Consider the following 19,149-nt stretch of genomic DNA (forward strand, 5'->3'; position numbering starts at 1 on the left):
CTGTGTGCGAGCAAGACCACGTTCGGGGAAAGCCCTACCGGTGTGGCGGGGGCGTGCGGCAGGATCCTGGGATGGAGCACGTACGTGATGTCTCTGAGCTGCCGAAGGCCCATCTGCACCTGCACTTCACCGGGTCCATGCGGCCCTCCACCCTGCTCGAACTCGCCGACAAGTACGGCGTGCGGCTGCCCGAGGCGCTGACCGGCGCCGAGCCGCCGAAGCTGCGGGCCACCGACGAACGCGGCTGGTTCCGCTTCCAGCGCCTCTACGACGCGGCGCGGTCCTGCCTGCGCGCCCCCGAGGACATCCAGCGCCTGGTGCGCGAGGCCGCCGAGGAGGACGTCCGGGACGGTTCCGGGTGGCTGGAGATCCAGGTCGACCCGACCTCGTACGCGCCGCTGCTCGGCGGTCTCATCCCGGCTCTGGAGATCATCCTGGACGCGGTCGACTCCGCGTCGCGCGAGACCGGGCTCGGCATGCGCGTCGTGGTCGCGGCGAACCGGATGAAGCACCCGCTCGACGCGCGCACCCTGGCCCGGCTCGCGGTCCGCTACGCCGATCGCGGCGTGGTCGGATTCGGCCTCTCCAACGACGAACGCCGGGGCATGGCAAGGGACTTCGACCGCGCCTTCGCGATCGCCCGCGAGGGCGGCCTGCTCGCGGCCCCGCACGGCGGCGAGCTCTCGGGCCCGGCCTCCGTACGCGACTGCCTCGACGATCTGCACGCACGGCGGGTCGGCCACGGGGTGCGGGCGGCCGAGGACCCCCGGCTCCTGCGCCGCCTGGCCGACAAGGGCATCACCTGCGAGGTCTGCCCCGCCTCCAACGTCGCCCTCGGCGTCTACGAGAAGCCCGAGGACGTGCCGCTGCGGGCCCTGTACGACGCGGGCGTCCCGATGGCCCTGGGCGCGGACGACCCCCTCCTCTTCGGCTCCCGCCTGGCCGCCCAGTACGAGATCGCCCGCCACCACCACGCGTTCAGCGACGCGGAACTGGCCGAGCTGGCCCGCCAGTCGATCCGGGGCTCGGCCGCACCGCCGGAGGTCCAGGGGAAGCTGCTCGCGGGGGTGGAGGGGTGGCTGGCGGGGTGATGCGGGTGAGCCCGGTTGCGGGTTCCTGCTGGCGCGGCCCAGCGCGCCTTAGGGGCGCGGGGAACTGCGCGGCCGGCCACGCACGGCCCGCGGCCGGACGGACGGCACGCGGGAGCATCACAAGGCGCCGGTCCACGGACGATCCGGTGTGGGCACCACCCTGCCAAGGGGGCGCCGGGAACTACCCGATACCCCGCAGCAGCGTGCGCGCCACCCCCCGCGCAAACTCCTCCAGCGTCTGAGGCGGCTCCCCCGACCTCGTCATGTCGTACGCGAACGCCCGCTGCGCACACGCCCCCAGCAGCAGCGACGCGGCCGCGTAGGTGTCGGCGTCCTGGCCGATCCGGCCGGCCTCCCGCTCCGCCCGGAGATACCCGTCGACCCACTCGATCGGCATGTGGGGCCCGGAGCCGAGCTCGCGCAGCGCCTCGTCGTGGCGCCGCTTCAGCTGCGGATCCGCGTACAGCGACGCCGCGATCGGAAAGCTCTCCGCGTAGAACAGCGCGGCCTGGCGGGCGATCTCCGTCAGGTTCGACTCCACCGACCGCTCCCCCGGCTCCGCCGCGAGCCCCTCCACCAGCGGGCCGAGCTTCGGCAGCCGCTCCTTGAGGACCGTCACGAACAGGTCCTCCTTGCTCGCGAAGTGCTTGTAGAGCGCCGCCTCCGAGCACCCCGCCGCCTTCGCGATCTCCTTCGTCGTGGCGCGGGCGAGGCCGATGGTGAGCATGAGCTCGTGCGCGGCGTCGACGATGCGGACGCGGGCCGGCGGCGACTGCATGTGTGCTCCAACGGGGCTTGACTAGTGGGTGAGTACTTACTCACTCTAGTGGTGAACGAAGTGAGTGAATACTTACCCACCCTAGGAGGGTGACGCGATGAGGCTCACGGTTTTCGGTGCCACAGGGGGCATCGGCCAGGAAATCGTCAAGCAGGCGCTGACTTCGGGGCACGAGGTCACGGCGGTGGTGCGCGATCCGGGCAGGTTCGCCGTGACCGGGGCGGGCCTTGAGGTCGTCAAGGCCGATCTGACCGACCCCGAGTCGCTGCGCGGCGCGGTGGCCGGGCGGGACACGGTCCTGTCCGGGCTCGGCGCCCGCAAACGCTCCGACGCCGGGATCACGGCCCGGCTCACCCGGTCGGTGCTGGCCGCGATGGAGGCCGAGGGGACGCGGCGGCTGGTCGTCGTGAGCGCGGCGCCGGTCGGGCCTCAGGCCCCCAGCGACGGGCTCCTCGACCGCGGCATGCGGTCCATGATCAGCGCGATCCTCAAGGAGGTGTACGCCGACCTCCGCGCCATGGAGGCCGAGTTGGCGGCCAGCGCCACCGACTGGACGTCCGTACGCCCGCCCAAACTCACCGACAAGCCGCTCACCGGGGCCTACCGCCGGGTCGTCGGCGGCAACCCCAAGGCGGGCCGCACCATCGCCCGCGCCGATGTGGCGCACGCGATGCTGGCCTGCTTGGACGACCCGGCGACGGTGAAGCAGGGGGTGGGGGTCGCGTACTGAGCGGGCTTCAGAAACGAGGGTCAGGCGGGCTGAGGTCTAGACCTCTACGCCGACCGCCACCGGCTCGTTCACCAGGGTCACGCCGAAAGCCAGCTCCACCCCTGCGACCACCTCGCGGGCCAGCGCCAGCAGGTCCTCGGTCGTGGCGCCGCCACGGTTCGTCAGCGCCAGGGTGTGCTTCGTGGAAATGCGGGCGGGGCCCGTCCCGTAGCCCTTGGTGAAGCCGGCCTTGTCGATCAGCCAGGCGGCGGAGGTCTTGGTGCGATCGGCGCCCACGGGCCAGGCGGGGGGCGTCACGTCCGCGCCAAGGCGCTCCTGGGCGCGGGCGACGAAGGCCTCGTACGCCTCGTTGGGCAGGATCGGGTTGGTGAAGAACGAGCCCGCCGACCACGTGTCGTGGTCCTCCGGGTCGAGCACCATGCCCTTGCCGGCGCGCAGCTTCAGCACGGTCTCGCGGACGGTGGCGGCGGGGACGCGATCGCCCGGTTCCACGCCGAGCGTTCGGGCGGTCTCCGCGTACTTGACCGGCGCGGAGAGCCCCCCCGCATCCTCCAGCTCGAAGACGACGCGGAGCACCACGTAGCGGTCGGGGTGCTGCTTGAAGCGGCTGTTGCGGTACGAGAAGTCGCACTCGGCGTTGGGGATGGTGACGGTCGTGCGGTCGAGGCGGTTGTAGGCGACGACGTGGGTGATGGTGCTGGACACTTCCTGGCCGTACGCCCCGACGTTCTGGATCGGGGTCGCGCCGGCCGAGCCCGGGATGCCGGCGAGGCACTCGATGCCGGCGAGCCCGGCCTCGACGCTCCTGGCGACGGCGTCGGTCCACACCTCACCGGCGGCGAGTTCGAGGCGGGTGCCGTCGAGCTCGAAGCCGCGGGTGGCGATGCGCAGGGCGGTCCCTGCGAAGCCCTTGTCTCCGATGAGCAGGTTGCTGCCGCCGCCGATGACGAGCAGGGGGGTGCCGCTGTCGTCGGCCTCGCGTACGGCGTCGATGACCTCGGCGTCGGTGGCGGCGGTCACCAGCCGATCCGCCGGGCCGCCGAGGCGGAGGGTGGTCAGGGGGGCGAGAGGGGCGTCGTGAAGTTCCTGCACGGGGTCCAGCGTACGGGGGCGGCCGGGTGGGGGTGCGGCGCCCTGCGGTCGGTGGGGGCCTGCGGTCGGTGGTGCAGGTGGGGGCGGGTATGCGGGGCGCGCCCTGTGGTGCGGGTGCGGGCCGGTGGTGGTGGCGCCGCCCTGCGGTCGGCTGTGCGGGCAGATGTCGCGGGGCGGGGCTGCGGCATCGCCGGTACGGAGCGCGCCGTCGGGGAGTGGGGGCGGGAACGCGGCGGGGTACCTCCTCATACGTCGCGCAGTTCCGCCCGCCGAAAATTCCCCCAGCACCAGCGCTCCTCCTTGCGGGGGCACCCCACCACGTCCCCACCCGGCCGGACCCACGCCCGCCCGTGATGCCTCGATCACGTTCAGACAACGCCCCAGGAAAGAGCGAGCGCCAACGAGCCCCTCCCCACCCGAACCCCCGGCCCGCCGCAAGCGAGCACACCGCCGTCGGCGGGCATACCACCCACCAACGGCCAGCCGCCAACGGCGCACCACCACCCACAGGTCCCCCACCTTCTGCAGCGCGCAGAACGGGTGGAGCGGGTGGGAAAACCCCGCCCGCCGCAGGCGGGTGCACCCACCACCCACCGGCGGGCGCCGAACAACCCCAGCCACCCCCCGGTGCCGCACCTCCCAGGAGTGCGCAAACGGGCGGGCGGGTGGGAAAACACCCCCACCCGCCCAGCACCGCACGGCGCAACCCTCAGCCCACCAGCTCCCGCACCCCCTCCGGGGCATCCCGCGCCACCTCGACGCCGCCCAGAGCCGCACGGCCAGGGAGCAGCAGGGCCGATGCCGCCGCCACCGCGACCACCCCCGCTCCCACCCAGAGCGCCGGGCCAAGGCCGTCGACGAAGGCCCGCGCCGACCCGTACCCGCCCTGCGCGGAGAACACCGAGGCAAGCACCGCGATGCCGAGCGCACCGCCCACCTCCCGCAGCGCGTTGTTCGCGCCGGAGGCGATGCCCTGCTCAGAGGGCCGCACGCTGGACATCACCAGATTCGCGGCCGGCGCGAAGTACAGCCCCATCCCGATGCCGCTGATGATCAGCGCCGGCAGCTGCGCCCCGTACGACACGTCCGGCGAGATGATCACGGCGAACCAGCCGAGCCCGATGGCCTGGAGCGCGAGGCCGGTGGCCACGACCGGCCGCCCCCCGATCCGGTCGGAGAGGAAACCGGCTATTGGCGCGGCGATCATCGGCATGCCGGTCCAGGGCAGCATCCGAAGCCCCGCCTCGGTCGGCGAGTAGCCGATGACGTTCTGCAGGAACTGGCTGAGCAGGAAGATCGAGCCGAACATCCCGACGAACATCAGCAGGCTCGCCGCGTTGATCGCGGAGAACGCCCGGCTGCGGAACAGCCGCATCGGAAGCATCGGGTTCGCGCTGCGCATGCCGTGGACCACGAAGCCCGCGAGCAGCGCCGTGCCCGCGATCAGCCCGGTGAGTACGGTCGTGCTGGTCCAGCCGTCCGGGTTGCCGCGGATCAGCGCGTACACGATCCCGAAGAGCCCGCCGCTGGCAAGCAGCGTGCCCACGATGTCGAGCCGGGCACCCGTGCCGTACGACTCGTTCAGGCGCAGCCGTGCCAGGGGAAGCGTGAGCAGGCCGAGCGGAACGTTCAGCCAGAAGATCCACTGCCAGGACACGTGCTCGGTCAGGCTGCCGCCAATCAGCGGCCCCGAGGCCACCGCGAGGCCGTTCACCGCGCCCCAAATCCCGTACATCATCCCGCGCTTGGCGGCCGGCACGGCAGCGGTCAGCAGCGTGAGGGTCAGCGGCATCATGACCGCGGCGCCGACCCCCTGAATCGCGCGGGCCGCGATCAGCCCGTTGATCCCCGGCGCCAGCGCCGCCCCCGCCGAGGCGCCGGTGAAGATCGTCAGCCCGGTGATGAAAAGCTTGCGGCGGCCGAACCGGTCACCCAGCGCCGCCCCGAACATCAGCAGCACCGCGAAGGTGAGGGTGTACGCGCTCACCGTCCATTCGAGGTCGTCCAGCGCTCCCCCGAGGTCCTCGCGGATCGACGGGAGCGCGGTGGTGACGACGAGGTTGTCCAGCGCCGCCATGAACCCGGCAACACTGGTGATCACCAGCGCCCACCCCGCACCCCCGCGCCGACTCGTTCCGTTCTGTGGCCTTTCCGGCTTCTTCTCCGACATCGCTCCCCCTTGGTGGGTTAGTTATCAATGACTAACTTTGCTGGCCATGAAAGAGGGTGGGCTCAGGGAGAACCCCGCCCTGATGATTCAGTTCGGTGATCGGTTCGGATTCGGTTCGGCGATTCAGTTCGGGTTCGGTTCGATGAATCGGTTCGGACCCGGTTCGGTGATTCGGTTCGGGTTCGGTTCAGTGATTCGGTTCGGTTCGGTCACTCCGCCGCAGCGGCCCCGCCGCCGGCCCGCTTCGGCTGGGCTGATTCGTAGAAGCCCTTCCAGACCCGGTCCTCGGGCGGAAACCCCAGCGCCACAAGGGTGTTGATGAGCATCCCGTACGCCAGGAACGTCGTCGTCTCGCCCACGTCCGCGCCCAGCGCCAGGTGGACCGTGTCGTACAGCTCCACCCACCCGGCCCGTACCGCCTTGCCGAACTCGTGGTCGCCGGCCGCCTCCGCGGCGGCCGCGGCCACATACGTCTGCATCTGCAGGAGCAGCTTGTCCCGGTCCTCGGCGATGAGCGCCTGGTACGCCCCGCTCATGGCGTGCAGCGCCGCCTCGCCTTCGAGCCCCTCGGCCGCGTCGCGGAAGGCCGCGACGGTCTCCTTGATGCACCGGTCGGACGCCGCCAGGAAGATGGCCTGCTTGTTCGGGAACAGGCGGAAGAGATACGGCTGCGAGACGCCCACCCGCTTGGCGATCGTCTCGGTGGACGTGCCGTGGTAGCCGCCTCGGGCGAACTCCACCATCGCCGCACGGACGACGCTCTCACGCCTCTCTTCTGCACTCATCCTGACCATGGAATTAAGTTAGTGGTCGATTACTAACAAAGTCAAGGGGTCGGCCGTGCGGGGGACTCCGAGGGAGCCCCCCGGAGTCCCGCCGGCCGCCTCACGCCAGGCGCACGACCGCCCGGGACATCCCGAGCACCTTCTGGCCCGCGCTCATCGCGGTGAGGTCGACACGAACCGTGCGCGCCTCGTCGTCCAGCTTCGCCGCCACCTTGGCGCTGACCTCGATCAGCGCGCCGGTCTCGTCGTTCGGCACGACGACCGGCTTGGTGAAGCGGACGCCGTACTCGGCCACCGCGCCCGGGTCGCCGACCCAGTCCGTGACCACGCGCACCGCCTCCGCCATCGTGAACATGCCGTGCGCGATGACGTCGGGCAGCCCGACCTCCTTCGCGAACTTCTCGTTCCAGTGGATCGGGTTGAAGTCCCCGGAGGCGCCCGCGTACTGCACGAGCGTGGCGCGACTCACAGGGAAGGACGCGGACGGCAGCTCGGTGCCGGGCTCCACGTCCTCGTAACGGATCTTCGCGGTCATGTCAGGCCCCCTCGGCCGCTCGGGACACCAGCTTGGTCCACGCGGTCACGACATGTTCGCCGCCCTCGTCGTGAACCTCGCCCCGAATGTCCAGGATGTCGTTGCCCGCGAGGGACTTGATCGCCTCGATGGTGGACGTGACGGTCAGCCGGTCGCCCGCGCGGACCGGGCGGGTGTAGGCGAACTTCTGGTCGCCGTGCACCACGCGGCTGTAGTCCAGGCCCAGCTGCGGGTCCTGGATGACCTCGCCCGCCGCCTTGAACGTGATGGCGAACACAAAGGTCGGCGGCGCGATCACATCGGTGTGGCCAAGCGACTTGGCCGCCTCCGGGTCGGTGTAGGCGGGGTTCTCGTCCCCGACCGCCACAGCGAACTCGCGGATCTTCTCGCGGCCGACCTCGTACGGGGCGGTGGGCGGATAGGTCCGCCCCACGAAAGACTGGTCGAGCGCCATCTGCTGGCTACCTCCTGCGAATGAGGGTTCGGATCCGGTGGGTACGGAGAATCTAGTCGCACGCCGGGTACGGGCGGGGAACGCCGAGAGGCCGCTCCCCGGTGTGGGGAACGGCCTCTCGAACGAGCCTGAATGCCAGACGCCGTGATTAACGGGTCTCGCGGTGCGCAGTGTGCGAGTTGCAGCGCGGGCAGTGCTTCTTCATCTCAAGACGGTCCGGGTTGTTACGCCGGTTCTTCTTGGTGATGTAGTTCCGCTCCTTGCACTCCACGCAGGCCAGCGTGATCTTCGGGCGGACGTCGGTGGCAGCCACGTGAGTGCTCCTTGACGGACGGATTGACGGATGAACGCATAAAAGAGTAGCCGATCGAAGGACCGACCCCACAATCGGCTACTGTGTGTAGCGGTGACCGGACTTGAACCGGTGACACAGCGATTATGAGCCGCTTGCTCTACCGACTGAGCTACACCGCTTTGACACGGAGTCCCTCACCCGAAGGTGAGGGCTTCCGCACCAGAGCCCCAATACGGAATCGAACCGTAGACCTTCTCCTTACCATGGAGACGCTCTACCGACTGAGCTATTGGGGCGAGCGATGAAGACATTACACGCTCCCTCGCCGATCGCCCAAATCCGTTTCGCGCCGCCCAGCGAGGGGCCTCCCGGGGCCCCGCCCCACCGGTCTCGTAGGCCACTCAGGGCCACACCGGTACGACTATTTCGCTCCTCCTCGATGCGCGGGTTGGGCGCCCCTAGGCTCTCCTCACGCTGCGTGATCCTGCCCGCCCCAGCCCGATCACCCGAGCCCGATCAGGAGCGCGATGTCCGACAGCCACCAGCAGCCGGCCCACTCCCCCGGCACCGGCGAAGGCCCCGACCCCGCCTCCGCCGCCTCCCTGCTGCTGTGCGGCGCCCGGCTCGCCGACGGGCGCACCGTGGACGTGCGGCTCGGCGGCGGCCGCATCGAGGCGGTGGGCACCGCGGGCAGCCTCACCGCACACGGCTCCCGCGTCGACCTGAACGGCTTCCTGCTGCTGCCCGCCCCCGCCGAGCCGCACGCCCACAGCGACACCGCGCTGACCGCCTTCAGCGCCGAGGGGCCGGTCTCGTACGCCGTCGAGGAGGTCCAGCGCCGGGCCACCGAGGCCGCCCTGCTCCAGCTCGGGCACGGCGCCACGGCGCTGCGTTCGCACGTACGCATCGACGAGGTCAGCGGGCTCGACCCGCTGGAGGCGGTGCTCCAGACCCGCCGCTCCCTGCGCGGCCTCACCGAGCTCGCGGTGGTCGCCGTGCCGCGGCTGCTCACCGGCGTGGCCGGCGCGGACGGGCTCGCCATGCTGCGCGACGCGGTCAAGATGGGCGCCTCGGTGGTGGGCGGCTGCCCCGATCTGGACGCCGACCCGGCCGGCTACGCGGAGGCCGTACTGGAGCTCGCCGCCGAGCACGGCTGCGCCGTCGACCTGCACACCGACGGCACCGACCCGGCCCGCCTGGCCCGGCTCGCGGCCATGTCCGGCGGCCTGCGCCCCGGCGTCGCGATCGGCCCGTGCGGCGGCCTGTCCCGCCTCCCCCGCGACACCGCGGCCCGCGCCGCCGACCAACTCGCTTCCGCCGGAGTCGCGGTGACCTGCCTCCCACAAGGCGGCTGCGGCATGACGGACCGTCAAGGAGCAGCACCCGTACGCCTGTTGAGGGCCGCCGGGGTCCGACTTGCGGCCGGCAGCGGCGCGTTGCGCGACGTCTCCAACCCGGTCGGCCGCGGCGACCCCCTGGAAGCCGCCTACCTCCTCGCCTCCCAGGCCGGCATGCGCCCCGAGGACGCCTACGCGGCGGTCAGCACGGTGGCCCGCGAGACGATGGGCCTTGCGGAGGTACGCGTCGAGGCGGGCTTCCCGGCCGAACTCCTTGCCGTACGCGGCGAACGCATCGCGGGCGTCCTCTCGCTCGCCTACAGCCGCATCGTCATCCACCGGGGCCGTGTGGTGGCCCGCACGAGCGCGGTGCGCGAGTACTGCGACTCGGCCGCGGCCGTCGCCCTCGGCCTCCCCCGGCAGGGCCGCCCGGACCCCGGACGTGGCGAGTCCGGGTGACTAGGTCGCCGCTCCACCGGCGGGCCGCCGCATCTGCGGCTACCGTCGTCAGCATGCGCATTGTCATTGCTGGAGGTCATGGTCAGATCGCGCTGCGGCTCGAACGCCTGCTGGCGGCGCGCGGCGACGAGGTCGCGGGAATCATCCGCAAGCCGGAACAGGCGGACGACCTGCGCCAAGCCGGCGCGGAGCCGGTTGTCCTGGACCTGGAGTCGGCGTCGGTGGACGCCGTCGCCGAGGTGCTCCGGGGTGCGGACGCGGTGGTGTTCGCGGCGGGCGCGGGCCCGGGCAGTGACGCCGCCCGCAAGGAGACGGTGGACCGGGCGGCGGCCGTCCTGTTCGCCGACGCGGCCGAACGCGCGGGCGTACGCCGCTACGTCATCGTGTCGTCGATGGGCGCGGACGCGACCCACCAGGGCGACGACGTCTTCGACGCCTACCTGCGCGCGAAGGGCGCCGCAGACGAGGCCGTTCGCTCCCGCCCGACCCTGGACTGGACGGTCCTGCGCCCCGGCGGCCTGACGAACGACGCGGGCAAGGGCCTGGTCTCTCTGGCCGCCTCGACGGGCCGCGGCGCGATCCCCCGGGACGACGTGGCCGCGGTCCTGGCCGAACTCCTGGACACCCCGGCAACGGCAGGCCTGACCCTGGAACTGATCTCGGGCTCGGCGCCGGTGACGGTGGCGGTGAAGGGCGTGGCGGGGAACTGACGCCGCCCTTCAGACTCAGCGGACACGTGGCCGGGGGCGGTGACCTCCGTCGGCGCCCCGAAGTCACGCAGGGTGAGGGTGTTTTTGACCGTCGAGCCGTCAGGCGCGAAGAACTCCTGCTCCACGCGGACGACGCGCCCCTGGCCGTCGAGCCATACGTCGCTCGCGAGGGACCCGACGCCGCCGAGGTTCCCCGCAGCAACCGGATCGATCGCTTTCATGTCGGCGGGCGTGACCCGGGCGGACAGGTGCCGCGTGGGGCCGGTCCCCTCGTCGTCACCGGCGACGGCCCGGGCTCCATGGTCGATGAGTAGGCGCGCGTAGCCGGGCAGGTTCTTGGTGGGGATGCCGCCCTCGGCCGTGGAGGCGTCGAATGATTCCCAGGAGCCGCCTCCCGTCGCAGGGCGGCGGTAGACGCGGGTGGCCGTCAAGACCACGTCCTGTCCCGGATGCCCCTTGACCTCCTCGTCGAGCCGGCCCGTAAGCGGGCCGCTGAGGTTCACCCGGCCCTGCGCCAGGTAGACCTGCGCGCCGTTCTGGAGCGAAGTCGCCCGCAACTGCGCCGAACAGGGCCGCGTACTCGCGCCGTCCAGCAGCTTCACGACATCCCCGGACGCGGCCGCGCCGGAGCCCCCGCACCCGGACACCAGAAGGCCGGCCATCGCCGTCACACAGCCGACGGCCAGTCGATTACGCATACCGGAGTCCCCCACCTGCCCCTGGTCCCCCTCGGCCCAGCCCCCGCGACCTTAAACAGCCACCCCAGGCACCCCCCGCACCAGGCCATCCCACATGCCGCTCCCACACGGAAGGAGCGGCACAACGAAAAGACCCCCAGCAACCCGCATTCCTGCAGGTCACCAGGGGTCTCACCCAGTGTGGCGGCGCCAGGATTCGAACCTGGGTAGGCAGAGCCGACGGATTTACAGTCCGTTCCCATTGGCCACTCGGGCACACCGCCATGGGATGTCGCCGCCGGTTTCCCGCTCTCGCGGTGCTCCGTGGCAACGACGTAAACGATACCCGATGCCCAGGGGTGCTTCGCCACCCCATTGATCAGCGGTCTGCCGGGCATGGGGTGACTAGGCTTTGGGGCGGTGGTTCGGCAGTGGGGCCGGGTCGCCGCGCGCTCGGCCGCAGGGGTCGTGCGCACAGACACGCACCCGATCCAAGGAGCCACAGGACATGGCCGACTCCAGTTTCGACATCGTCTCGAAGGTCGAGCGGCAGGAGGTCGACAACGCCCTCAACCAGGCCGCGAAGGAGATCTCGCAGCGCTACGACTTCAAGGGCACCGACGCCTCGATCGCGTGGTCCGGCGAGAAGATCCTGATGCAGGCGAACGGCGAGGAGCGGGTCAAGGCGATCCTCGACATCTTCGAGACCAAGCTGATCAAGCGCGGCATCTCCCTGAAGTCGCTGGACGCGGGCGAGCCGCAGCTGTCCGGCAAGGAGTACAAGATCTCCGCCTCCATCGAGGAGGGCATCTCCCAGGACAACGCCAAGAAGGTCGCCAAGGTCATCCGCGACGAGGGCCCCAAGGGCGTCAAGGCGCAGGTGCAGGGCGACGAGCTGCGCGTCTCCTCGAAGAGCCGCGACGACCTCCAGGCCGTCCAGGCCCTGCTCAAGGGCAAGGACTTCGACTTCGCCATCCAGTTCGTGAACTACCGCTGAACCGGCTCACGCCGTTCGCCGGGCGGCCGGGCACGCTGTCCGATTTCCGCCAGCATTCGGTGGGCGGGGGTCGCAGACTCGGTGTCGTACGCAAGGGAAGGAAAGTGCGATGACTGTCTATGCGACCCTCGACAGCCCCCTGGGCGAGCTGTTGCTCGTGGGGGTGGAGTCGGCCACCGCGCCGGGCGGGACCGCGCTGGTTTCGCTTTCCGTGCCGGGGCAGAAGGGCGGCGCCGTCGTCCAGGACGGGTGGCGGCTCGCGCCCGAGGCCTTCGCCGGCATCGCGGCGCAGCTGCGGGCGTACTTCGCCGGTGAGCTGACCCGTTTCGACATCGAGTACGCGGCCGACGCGCCCGGCACCGACTTCCAGCGCCGGGTCTGGGCCCAGCTGGACGCCATCGAGTACGGGACGACCGCCTCGTACGGGGAGATCGCCCGGCGCATCGGCGCCTCCTCCGTGCAGGTGCGGGCGGTCGGCACCGCCATCGGGCGGAACCCGCTGCTCGTGGTGCGGCCCTGCCATCGCGTGATCGGCTCCGACGGCTCCCTCAAGGGGTACGCCGGCGGGCTTGAGCGCAAGCAGGCGCTGCTCGGGCTCGAAGGCGCCCTCAGCCCGACCCTGACGCCGTGAGTGAGGGGCTGTTCTCGCTGCCCCGGCCCGCGCGGGTCGAGATCGCGCCCGGGGCCGTTCACGTGCCGGGCTGGCTCTCGGCCGGCCAGCAGCAAGAGCTCGTCGCCGCCTGCCGGGCCTGGGCGCGCGGGCCCGTGCCGAGCCGCCACACCGTGCTGCCCGGCGGCGGTGTCATGTCCGTGCGGACGGTGTGCGTCGGGTGGCACTGGCAGCCCTACCGGTACACCCGTACCGCGACGGATGTGAACGGGCTTCCCGTGGCCCAATTCCCCGACTGGCTCGGCGCGTTGGGGCGCTCCGCGATCGCGGCGGCGTACGACGATCCGGGCGCGGCCGAGCGCTACTCCCCCGACACCGCGCTCATCAACTTCTACGACGGCGCCGCGAAGATGGGGCTCCACCAGGACAAGGACGAGAAGTCCGGGGCGCCTGTGGTCTCACTCAGCATTGGGGACAGCTGCGTCTTCCGGTTCGGCAACACCGAGAACCGCGGGCGTCCTTATACGGATGTGGAGTTGAGCTCCGGCGACCTGTTCGTCTTCGGCGGGCCGTCCCGGTTCGCGTACCACGGTGTGCCCAAGGTAATGGCGGGGACGGGTGATCCGGCGACCGGCCTGACCGGCGGCCGGCTCAACATCACCCTGCGCGAGACCGGGCTCGCCTAGTCCGCCTCGCCCATGGGTCAGCGGCTGCGCGAGTTGCCGAACAGGATGCGGTAGATGATCAGCAGGACGAGCGAGCCGCCGATCGCCGCCGCCCAAGTGGCTCCGTCGTAGAAGTGGTTGGCGATCGGACGGTCCAGCCAGCGGGCCGATATCCAGCCACCGACGAACGCTCCCGCGATGCCTATGAGGGTCGTGCCGATCGGGCCGCCCGGGTCGCGGCCGGGGAGCAGGATCTTGGCGATCGCCCCGGCGAGCAGGCCGAGAATGATCCAGCTGACGATGCCCATGCCGGGAACCTGCCTTTCGTACGTACGCGCTGCGCGGGGCATCTGCCGTATTGCGTAACCCCGCAACCATTCGGTTCGCCGGGGAAGACGCCTCAAGGGCGCGCACGGTTGCACCCCGTCTGCCGGGTGCGGCGCAGGCCACAGGACCGGCCGCGCCGCTCAGCCCGGGGCCGGGCCCGGGCCCGGGCCCGGCTCAGCGTGTGGCGAACGGCTGGTCCGTGGGGACGATTTCCTTGCCCAGGGGCAGCAACGACACGGGGATCAGCTTGAAGTTGGCGATGCCCAGCGGGATGCCGATGATCGTGATGCACAGCGCTATGCCGGTGAAGATGTGGCCGAGCGCCAGCCACCAGCCGGCCAGAATCAGCCACAGGACGTTGCCGACACAGGACGGCGCGCCCGCGCCCGCCCGGTCGACGACCGTGTAGCCGAACGGCCAGAGGGCGTACAGGCCGATACGGAATGCCGCTATGCCGAACGGGATCCCGATGATCGTGATGCAGAGCAGCAGGCCCGCGAACATGTAGCCGAGGAACATCCAGAAGCCGCACAGGATCAGCCAGATGACGTTCAGGACTGTCTTCATGAGCGGCGACCTGCCATCTGTTCGAGTCGGGCGATGCGTTCCGCCATCGGCGGGTGGGTCGAGAACAGTTTGGACACTCCCTGACCGGGGCGGAAGGGGTTCGCGATCATCATGTGGCTCGCCGTCTCGATGCGGGGCTCGGGCGGCAGCGGGAGCTGCTTGGTGCCCGCGTCCAGCTTGCGCAGGGCGCTGGCCAGGGCCAGTGGGTCGCCGGTGAGCTGGGCTCCGGACGCGTCCGCCTCGTACTCCCGGGAGCGGCTGATCGCGAGCTGGATCACCGAGGCGGCGAGCGGGCCCAGGATCATGATCAGCAGCATGCCCACGATGCCGGGGCCCTCGTCGTCGTTGGAGCGGCCGACCGGGATCAGCCACGCGAAGTTGACCAGGAACATGATCACCGAGGCGAGGGCGCCGGCGACCGACGAGATCAGGATGTCGCGGTTGTAGACGTGGCTCAGCTCGTGGCCGATCACGCCCCGCAGCTCCCGCTCGTCCAGGATCTGCAGGATCCCCTCCGTGCAGCACACGGCCGCGTTGCGGGGATTGCGGCCCGTCGCGAAGGCGTTGGGCGCCTGCGTCGGCGAGATGTACAGCCGGGGCATCGGCTGGCGCGCCTGCGTCGAGAGGTCACGGACCATCCGGTAGAGCGCGGGGGCCTCGAACTCGCTGACCGGGCGCGCCCGCATGGCCCGCAGCGCCAGCTTGTCGCTGTTCCAGTACGCGTAGGCGTTGGTGCCGAGCGCCACCAGAAGCGCGATGATCAGCCCTCCGCGGCCGAAGAAGCTGCCGATGACGATGATGAGCGCGGACAGTCCTCCGAGGAGGACAGCTGTCCTCAGCCCGTTGTGCCGGCGGTGCACGGTACGCCCTCCAAGTGGTGCGGCGGGGAGCCTTCGCTGGTCGTCCTTCCACGTTCCAGTGGACTCTCCCGTACTGGTCAACGCCAGGCGGGGGACGCTAGTTCCCTTGTGCGCGCTGGAGGGCGCGTTACGCCGTACGGGTCGGATCAGCGCGGGGCGGGCAGCCCGGCCATCTCCAGGGCCTTCGCGTCGGGCTCGATTTCGCTGGTGCAGTGCGAGCAGCGGGTCGCGATGCCGGGGATCTGCGCGTAGCAGCGGGGGCAGTCGCGCAGGGCGGCCTTGATGTCCACCGGCTTGTCCCGGTCGAGGCGGGCCTGGACCTTCATCATGGGCACGACGACGAGGAAGTAGAGCACCGCGGCAGTGATCACGAAGGCGATGGCCGCGCCGATGAACTTCCCGTAGGGGAAGGTCACGCCCTCCGCGGTGAAGGTCGCCGTGCTGAAGTCGCCGGTCGAGCTGGTGGCCAGGCCGATCAGCGGGGTGATGAACGCGGTGCTGAAGCCCGTGACCACCGCCGTGAAGGCGGATCCGACGGCCAGACCAACGGCCATCGTCACTATGTTCCCGCGCAGGATGAAGTCCTTGAACCCGCTCAGCACCGCTCTGCTCCCTGTTGTGTGTCGTCTTGGTTCTGCGTCGTCGTACGTACGTCCGCACTGGGGTGTGCGCGTACGACAGTGCCTTCTCAGGGGCTTCCGGACCAAACCGTGCCCTGGCAGGGGGCTTGCCAAAACGGAATCGCGGCCGCAATAGGGGCACGTCGAGGGCAGATCCGTTTCCATCGCCTACCACGCGCCTATGGAAGAGCCGCGCCCCTCTAAAGAGGGCGCGGCTCCATCAGGCTTTCCTTTGACGCGGGCGTGTCCTTGGCGCGTCCTTAAAAGAGGGTGACCGAAGCGAAGTGCAGGGCAAGTTGGGGGACGCCGGACAGGACGACGCCTACGAACGCGGTCAGCGCGATGGCGACCGTGAGCGTGGCCGGGACACGAGGACGTGCGGCCTCAGCGGGCTGCTCGGCGGCCTCGGGCGACCGGAACAGGATCGCGGTCCAGCGCAGGTAGTAGTAGAGGGCGACGACCACGTTGATCGCCATGACGACCGCGAGCCAGCCGAGCCCCGCGTCGACGGCCGCCGAGAAGACGGTGACCTTGGCGAACAGGCCGATGATGCCCGGCGGAAGACCGGCCAGGCACAGCAGGAAGAAGGCCAGCGCCAGCGCGGCCAGGGGGCGCTCGGCGTACAGGCCCCGGTAGTCGGTGAGGCGGTTCAGCGGCTTGCCGCGGGCCACCAGGGCGGCGACCGCGAACGCGCCCAGGTTCACGACGGCGTACATCAGGGCGTACGCCACGGTGGCGCCGACCTGGTCGCCGCTGGAGTACGCGGCGGCCGCGATCGGCACCAGGAGGTAGCCGGCCTGTCCGACCGAGGACCAGGCGAGGAGGCGGACCGCGCTGTAGGCACGCGTGGCGGACTGGCGCAGGGCGGCCGCGTTACCGATCGTCATGGTCAGCGCGGCGAGGACGGCGAGCGCCGGGCCCCACACGTCGGCGTACGAGGGGAAGGCGACGACGGTCACCAGGATGAGCCCGGAGAAGCCGACCGCCTTGCCGACGACGGAGAGGTAGGCGGCGACGGGCAGCGGCGCGCCCACATAGGTGTCGGGCACCCAGAAGTGGAAGGGTGCCGCGGCCGTCTTGAAGGCGAAGCCCACCAGCGTCAGGACGACGCCCGTCTTGGCGACGGTGTCCAACTGGCCGGGAACGGTGGCCAGTTTGGTGGCGATCTCCGTGAGGTGCAGGGTGCCGGTCGCCGCGTACACGAAGCTCACGCCGAGCAGCATCACGGCCGTCGCGGTGACCGAGGACAGGAAGAACTTCAGGGCCGCCTCGGAGGACAGCCGGTCGCCGCGCTTGAGGCCGACGAGGGCGAAGGCGGGCAGCGAGGCGACTTCCAGGGCGACGACGAGGGTGGCCAGGTCGCGGGCGGCGGGCAGCAGGGCCGCGCCGGCCGCCGAGGAAAGGAGCAGGAACCAGAACTCGCCCGCGGGCAGCCTCTCCTTGGTGTCGCGCACCGAGAGCAGCGCGGTCAGCAGGGCGCCGCCGAGGACCAGGGCCTGGATGACGAAGGCGAACTGGTCGACGGTGTAGCTGCACGCGTCCGGGTTCGCGGTCAGGCAGAACGTCGAGCGGCTGCCGGTGCGCAGCGGGGCGAGCGAGGCGAGGGCCGCGACCAGGCCCGCGATGGTGATCCAGCTAAGCAGCGGCTTGCGCGACGGCGGCAGGAGCAGGTCGGCGAGCAGCACGACCAGGGCGACGGCCGCGGCGATCAGGGGCGGCGCGATCGCGACCCAGTCGACGGACTGGACCAGGCTTGCGGTGCCGGCCGCCGCGGTGGTGACGTCGGGGGTCACGACTTGCCTCCTGCGAGGAGCTTCTGGACGGCCGGGTCGGTGAGGCCGAGGAGGACCGCGGGCCAGAGCCCGGCGAGGACGGTGAGCGCGACGAGCGGGCTCCAGGCGGCGAACTCGTAGCCCTGGATGTCGGCGAGCCGCGGGCCCTCGGCCGGCTTGCCGCCCATGCAGACCCGGCGCACGACGACCAGCAGGTACGCGGCGGTGAGCAGGGTGCCGAAGGCGGCGATCGCCACGAAGGTGAGGTAGGCGGGGCGGCTGAGGCCCGCGGCCGGGTCGAAGGCGCCGAACATGGCGAGCATCTCGCCCCAGAATCCGGCGAGTCCGGGCAGTCCGAGCGAGGCGACGGCGGCGAAGGCGAGCAGTCCGCCCAGGCGCGGGGCCCGGCCGTAGAGGGCGGCTCCGGTGGCGCCGGCCAGGGTGTCGAGGTCGGCGGTCCCGTAGCGGTCCTTGAGGGCGCCGACCAGGAAGAACAGCAGGCCGGTGATGAGGCCGTGGGCGATGTTGGCGAAGAGCGCGCCGTTCACGCCGGTGGGGGTCATCGAGGAGATGCCGAGCAGCACGAAGCCCATGTGGCCGACGGAGGAGTACGCGATGAGCCGCTTCAGGTCGCCCCTGTTGCCCTGCTTGGCGAGCGCGAGGCAGGCCAGCGATCCGTAGATGATCCCGGCGACGGCGAAGGCGGCCAGGTAGGGCGCGAAGGTGTGCATGCCCTGCGGCGCGATCGGCAGCACGATGCGGACGAACCCGTACGTGCCCATCTTCAGGAGCACGCCGGCCAACAGCACCGAGCCGACGGTCGGGGCGGCGGTGTGGGCGTCCGGGAGCCAGCTGTGCAGCGGGAACATCGGGGTCTTGACCGCGAGCCCGATCCCGATCGCCAGAACGGCGATGACCTGCACGGATGTGGTCAGCCCACGGCCGTTGTCAGTGGCCAGTGCCACCATGTCGAATGTGCCCGACTTGAGCCCGATCAGGAGCAGGCCGAGCAGCATGACGACCGAGCCGAGCAGTGTGTAGAGGATGAACTTCCAGGCGGCAGCTTGCCGTTGGTCCCCGCCCCAGCGGGCGATCAGGAAGTACATCGGGATGAGGACCATCTCGAACGCGAGGAAGAACAGCACGAGGTCAAGGACGGCGAACGTGGCGAGGGTGCCGGATTCCAGGACGAGGAGGAGCGCGACGAACGCCTTCGGGGACGGGCCCCCGGCCCGTGGCGTCAGCCACTCATGTTGCTGCTTGAAGTAGCTGTACAGCGCGCAGAGGAAGGTCAGCAGCGCGGTCAGGACGAGGAGGGGGAGTGAGATGCCGTCAATGCCCAGGTGGATGTGGACGTTCAGGGCCGGGATCCACTGGATGTCCGTCGTGGCCTGCATCTTCGACGGGTGGCCGCGGTCGAAGCCGAGCGCGAGGACGATCGCGGCGATGAGGATCACGCCGGTCACGGTCACGCCGTGGCGCAGCACGGCCTGGTCGGGGCTCTTGCCCTTCAGCCCGGGCGGGGCGGGGAGCAGGGCGGCGACGGCGCCGATGAGCGGGACGACGACGATGAACGCCAGAAGGAACTGCATCACGGACTCGCTGATATCGATCACGG

Annotated in this window: 20 protein-coding genes and 3 tRNA genes; 7 read left to right on the plus strand and 16 right to left on the minus strand. The window is 70.8% G+C overall.

Annotated features, from left to right (window positions below; all coding sequences use genetic code 11):
* The first annotated feature begins 71 nt into the window (after positions 1 to 71).
* Positions 72 to 1,091 (plus strand): adenosine deaminase, encoded by a 1,020-nt coding sequence (locus OHA17_RS16450; protein ID WP_053731182.1) that lies wholly within the window; start codon positions 72 to 74, stop codon positions 1,089 to 1,091.
* 181 nt (positions 1,092 to 1,272) lie between these two features.
* Here OHA17_RS16450 and OHA17_RS16455 read toward each other — a convergent pair whose 3' ends face one another.
* On the minus strand, positions 1,273 to 1,869 hold the full coding sequence (locus tag OHA17_RS16455) for a TetR/AcrR family transcriptional regulator (protein WP_406507264.1): 597 nt from the start codon (positions 1,867 to 1,869) through the stop codon (positions 1,273 to 1,275).
* Positions 1,870 to 1,966: 97 nt separating this feature from the next.
* Here OHA17_RS16455 and OHA17_RS16460 point away from each other — a divergent pair, with 97 nt between their 5' ends.
* A complete protein-coding gene (locus OHA17_RS16460; protein ID WP_406507265.1) occupies positions 1,967 to 2,599 on the plus strand; it encodes an NAD(P)-dependent oxidoreductase in 633 nt (210 codons plus the stop codon).
* A 36-nt stretch (positions 2,600 to 2,635) separates the two neighbouring features.
* On the opposite strand, the gene OHA17_RS16465 is transcribed toward OHA17_RS16460, so the two are convergent.
* From OHA17_RS16465 to OHA17_RS16500, 8 genes are all read right to left on the minus strand, one after another.
* The gene (locus tag OHA17_RS16465) at positions 2,636 to 3,691 is read right to left on the minus strand and encodes a UDP-N-acetylmuramate dehydrogenase (RefSeq protein ID WP_406507266.1); all 1,056 of its coding nucleotides are present in this window, start codon (positions 3,689 to 3,691) and stop codon (positions 2,636 to 2,638) included.
* 709 nt (positions 3,692 to 4,400) lie between these two features.
* Positions 4,401 to 5,861, minus strand: a complete 1,461-nt coding sequence (locus OHA17_RS16470) for a DHA2 family efflux MFS transporter permease subunit (protein ID WP_406507267.1) — start codon at positions 5,859 to 5,861, stop codon at positions 4,401 to 4,403.
* A 209-nt stretch (positions 5,862 to 6,070) separates the two neighbouring features.
* Positions 6,071 to 6,655, minus strand: coding sequence for a TetR/AcrR family transcriptional regulator (locus OHA17_RS16475; protein WP_406507268.1), 585 nt, complete (start codon positions 6,653 to 6,655; stop codon positions 6,071 to 6,073).
* A gap of 91 nt (positions 6,656 to 6,746) precedes the next feature.
* Positions 6,747 to 7,181 (minus strand): MaoC family dehydratase, encoded by a 435-nt coding sequence (locus OHA17_RS16480; protein ID WP_053724312.1) that lies wholly within the window; start codon positions 7,179 to 7,181, stop codon positions 6,747 to 6,749.
* A 1-nt stretch (position 7,182) separates the two neighbouring features.
* Positions 7,183 to 7,635, minus strand: coding sequence for a MaoC family dehydratase N-terminal domain-containing protein (locus OHA17_RS16485; RefSeq protein ID WP_406507269.1), 453 nt, complete (start codon positions 7,633 to 7,635; stop codon positions 7,183 to 7,185).
* Between the two features lie 148 nt (positions 7,636 to 7,783).
* Positions 7,784 to 7,948, minus strand: coding sequence for a 50S ribosomal protein L33 (rpmG, locus tag OHA17_RS16490; RefSeq protein ID WP_003956487.1), 165 nt, complete (start codon positions 7,946 to 7,948; stop codon positions 7,784 to 7,786).
* An 88-nt stretch (positions 7,949 to 8,036) separates the two neighbouring features.
* Positions 8,037 to 8,109, minus strand: a tRNA-Met gene (locus OHA17_RS16495).
* Between the two features lie 44 nt (positions 8,110 to 8,153).
* A tRNA-Thr gene (locus tag OHA17_RS16500) sits at positions 8,154 to 8,226 on the minus strand.
* A 231-nt stretch (positions 8,227 to 8,457) separates the two neighbouring features.
* Here OHA17_RS16500 and OHA17_RS16505 point away from each other — a divergent pair.
* Positions 8,458 to 9,726 carry an amidohydrolase family protein gene (locus OHA17_RS16505; protein WP_053724314.1) on the plus strand — a complete coding sequence of 423 codons (1,269 nt, stop codon included), beginning with the start codon at positions 8,458 to 8,460 and terminating at the stop codon, positions 9,724 to 9,726.
* Positions 9,727 to 9,779: 53 nt separating this feature from the next.
* Entirely contained in the window at positions 9,780 to 10,436 is a 657-nt protein-coding gene (locus OHA17_RS16510) for an SDR family oxidoreductase (protein WP_406507270.1), read from the plus strand.
* Between the two features lie 879 nt (positions 10,437 to 11,315).
* Here the strand turns inward: OHA17_RS16510 and OHA17_RS16515 are convergent.
* A tRNA-Tyr gene (locus OHA17_RS16515) sits at positions 11,316 to 11,397 on the minus strand.
* Between the two features lie 224 nt (positions 11,398 to 11,621).
* On the opposite strand from OHA17_RS16515, the gene OHA17_RS16520 reads away from it, so the two are divergent.
* From OHA17_RS16520 to OHA17_RS16530, 3 genes are all read left to right on the plus strand, one after another.
* Positions 11,622 to 12,110, plus strand: a complete 489-nt coding sequence (locus OHA17_RS16520) for a YajQ family cyclic di-GMP-binding protein (protein WP_053724095.1) — start codon at positions 11,622 to 11,624, stop codon at positions 12,108 to 12,110.
* A gap of 109 nt (positions 12,111 to 12,219) precedes the next feature.
* A complete protein-coding gene (locus OHA17_RS16525; protein ID WP_406507271.1) occupies positions 12,220 to 12,741 on the plus strand; it encodes a methylated-DNA--[protein]-cysteine S-methyltransferase in 522 nt (173 codons plus the stop codon).
* Positions 12,738 to 13,406 carry an alpha-ketoglutarate-dependent dioxygenase AlkB family protein gene (locus OHA17_RS16530; RefSeq protein ID WP_406507272.1) on the plus strand — a complete coding sequence of 223 codons (669 nt, stop codon included), beginning with the start codon at positions 12,738 to 12,740 and terminating at the stop codon, positions 13,404 to 13,406. The genes OHA17_RS16525 and OHA17_RS16530 overlap by 4 nt, the downstream gene beginning before the upstream one ends.
* Positions 13,407 to 13,423: 17 nt before the next feature.
* Here OHA17_RS16530 and OHA17_RS16535 read toward each other — a convergent pair whose 3' ends face one another.
* The 6 genes from OHA17_RS16535 to OHA17_RS16560 all read right to left on the minus strand — a co-directional run bounded on the left by OHA17_RS16535 (position 13,424) and on the right by OHA17_RS16560 (position 19,147).
* Positions 13,424 to 13,693 carry a GlsB/YeaQ/YmgE family stress response membrane protein gene (locus OHA17_RS16535; RefSeq protein WP_053724092.1) on the minus strand — a complete coding sequence of 90 codons (270 nt, stop codon included), beginning with the start codon at positions 13,691 to 13,693 and terminating at the stop codon, positions 13,424 to 13,426.
* A 193-nt stretch (positions 13,694 to 13,886) separates the two neighbouring features.
* Positions 13,887 to 14,279, minus strand: coding sequence for a YccF domain-containing protein (locus OHA17_RS16540; RefSeq protein ID WP_406507273.1), 393 nt, complete (start codon positions 14,277 to 14,279; stop codon positions 13,887 to 13,889).
* Positions 14,276 to 15,139: a zinc metalloprotease HtpX gene (htpX, locus tag OHA17_RS16545; protein WP_053724090.1), complete on the minus strand. Its 864-nt coding sequence runs from the start codon at positions 15,137 to 15,139 to the stop codon at positions 14,276 to 14,278. Before htpX ends, OHA17_RS16540 begins: the two co-directional genes overlap by 4 nt.
* A gap of 146 nt (positions 15,140 to 15,285) precedes the next feature.
* Positions 15,286 to 15,741: an MscL family protein gene (locus OHA17_RS16550; protein ID WP_406507274.1), complete on the minus strand. Its 456-nt coding sequence runs from the start codon at positions 15,739 to 15,741 to the stop codon at positions 15,286 to 15,288.
* 278 nt (positions 15,742 to 16,019) lie between these two features.
* The gene (locus OHA17_RS16555; RefSeq protein WP_406507275.1) at positions 16,020 to 17,552 is read right to left on the minus strand and encodes an NADH-quinone oxidoreductase subunit N; all 1,533 of its coding nucleotides are present in this window, start codon (positions 17,550 to 17,552) and stop codon (positions 16,020 to 16,022) included.
* On the minus strand, positions 17,549 to 19,147 hold the full coding sequence (locus OHA17_RS16560; RefSeq protein WP_406507276.1) for a NuoM family protein: 1,599 nt from the start codon (positions 19,145 to 19,147) through the stop codon (positions 17,549 to 17,551). The genes OHA17_RS16555 and OHA17_RS16560 overlap by 4 nt, the downstream gene beginning before the upstream one ends.
* Positions 19,148 to 19,149 lie beyond the last annotated feature (2 nt).

It is taken from the genome of Streptomyces sp. NBC_00212, from assembly GCF_045206365.1.
Taxonomy (GTDB): Bacteria; Actinomycetota; Actinomycetes; order Streptomycetales; family Streptomycetaceae; genus Streptomyces.

What these genes read in the sequence shown, in the direction of transcription:
- OHA17_RS16450 (WP_053731182.1), top strand. Translation starts at nt 72, where the DNA reads ATGGAGCACGTACGTGATGTCTCTGAGCTGCCGAAGGCCCATCTGCAC.
- OHA17_RS16455 (WP_406507264.1), bottom strand. Translation starts at nt 1,869, where the DNA reads ATGCAGTCGCCGCCGGCCCGCGTCCGCATCGTCGACGCCGCGCACGAG.
- OHA17_RS16460 (WP_406507265.1), top strand. Translation starts at nt 1,967, where the DNA reads ATGAGGCTCACGGTTTTCGGTGCCACAGGGGGCATCGGCCAGGAAATC.
- OHA17_RS16470 (WP_406507267.1), bottom strand. Translation starts at nt 5,861, where the DNA reads ATGTCGGAGAAGAAGCCGGAAAGGCCACAGAACGGAACGAGTCGGCGC.
- OHA17_RS16475 (WP_406507268.1), bottom strand. Translation starts at nt 6,655, where the DNA reads ATGGTCAGGATGAGTGCAGAAGAGAGGCGTGAGAGCGTCGTCCGTGCG.
- OHA17_RS16480 (WP_053724312.1), bottom strand. Translation starts at nt 7,181, where the DNA reads ATGACCGCGAAGATCCGTTACGAGGACGTGGAGCCCGGCACCGAGCTG.
- OHA17_RS16485 (WP_406507269.1), bottom strand. Translation starts at nt 7,635, where the DNA reads ATGGCGCTCGACCAGTCTTTCGTGGGGCGGACCTATCCGCCCACCGCC.
- OHA17_RS16505 (WP_053724314.1), top strand. Translation starts at nt 8,458, where the DNA reads ATGTCCGACAGCCACCAGCAGCCGGCCCACTCCCCCGGCACCGGCGAA.
- OHA17_RS16510 (WP_406507270.1), top strand. Translation starts at nt 9,780, where the DNA reads ATGCGCATTGTCATTGCTGGAGGTCATGGTCAGATCGCGCTGCGGCTC.
- OHA17_RS16520 (WP_053724095.1), top strand. Translation starts at nt 11,622, where the DNA reads ATGGCCGACTCCAGTTTCGACATCGTCTCGAAGGTCGAGCGGCAGGAG.
- OHA17_RS16525 (WP_406507271.1), top strand. Translation starts at nt 12,220, where the DNA reads ATGACTGTCTATGCGACCCTCGACAGCCCCCTGGGCGAGCTGTTGCTC.
- OHA17_RS16535 (WP_053724092.1), bottom strand. Translation starts at nt 13,693, where the DNA reads ATGGGCATCGTCAGCTGGATCATTCTCGGCCTGCTCGCCGGGGCGATC.
- OHA17_RS16540 (WP_406507273.1), bottom strand. Translation starts at nt 14,279, where the DNA reads ATGAAGACAGTCCTGAACGTCATCTGGCTGATCCTGTGCGGCTTCTGG.